This window comes from Coprococcus sp. HCN-4056, assembly GCF_037892645.1.
Lineage (GTDB): Bacteria > Bacillota > Clostridia > Lachnospirales > Lachnospiraceae > Coprococcus > Coprococcus ammoniilyticus.
In genome coordinates, this window is sequence record NZ_JBBKBL010000012.1 from 1 (window position 1) to 992 (window position 992).

At 33.8% G+C, this 992-nt stretch carries 1 protein-coding gene; it reads left to right on the forward strand.

What is annotated here, in order from left to right:
• A partial coding sequence (locus tag WKT03_RS12595) for an ATP-binding protein (RefSeq protein ID WP_340392364.1) occupies nt 1-992 on the forward strand: 992 nt, incomplete at both ends.

Consider the following 992-nt stretch of genomic DNA (forward strand, 5'->3'; position numbering starts at 1 on the left):
ATGGTAAAAGAAATTAAAAGAGATTACTATTTAGAACAACTTATAAATCGTGAAGGAAATGGTCTGATTAAAATTGTAACAGGAATAAGAAGATGTGGAAAATCATATTTATTGCGAACGCTGTTTAAAAATCATTTGCTTGAAAATGGAGTGGATGAAAAACACATCATTGAAATGGCGTTTGATTTATTCGATAATATAGAATATCGAGATCCGAAAATCTTTTACCCTTGGGCAAAGAAACAACTTCAAGATAATGAAAAATACTACTTTCTTTTAGATGAAGTGCAGTTACTGGATGAGTTTGTGAGTGTGCTTAACGGTTTAGCGGATAAGAAGAATTGCGATATATTTGTAACGGGAAGTAATGCAAAGTTTTTATCCAGAGATATAGCTACTGAATTTGGCGGCAGAGGGGATGAGGTGCATATGTACCCTTTGAGCTTTTCGGAATTTATGAGTTGCTATGATGGAAATAAATATGATGGATGGAACGAATATATTACTTATGGCGGTATTCCGTTGGTGGTATTAGCTGAAACGGATGAGCAAAAAATGAATCTATTGGATAATCTGTTTCAGGAAACATATATCAGTGATATTGTAAAACGAAACAAAATCAGAAACGTTGGAGAAATGGAATCATTGCTTGATGTTTTGGCATCCGCAATTGGCGCGTTGACAAATCCTAACAAACTTCAGAAAACATTTAAAAGCGTAAACAATTCGAAAATTACAGCAACAACGATTACGAAATATATTGAATATTTGGAGGATGCTTTTTTAGTTGAAGAGGCGAGCAGATATGATATTAAGGGAAAGTCTTATATCGGTACGCCAATGAAGTACTATTTTATGGATATGGGACTTAGAAATTCAAGAATTCATTACAGGCAACTGGAAGTGACACATTCTATGGAGAATGTCATTTACAATGAATTAAGAATGAGAGGCTTTCATGTGGATGTTGGTAATCTGACTGTTATTGAAAA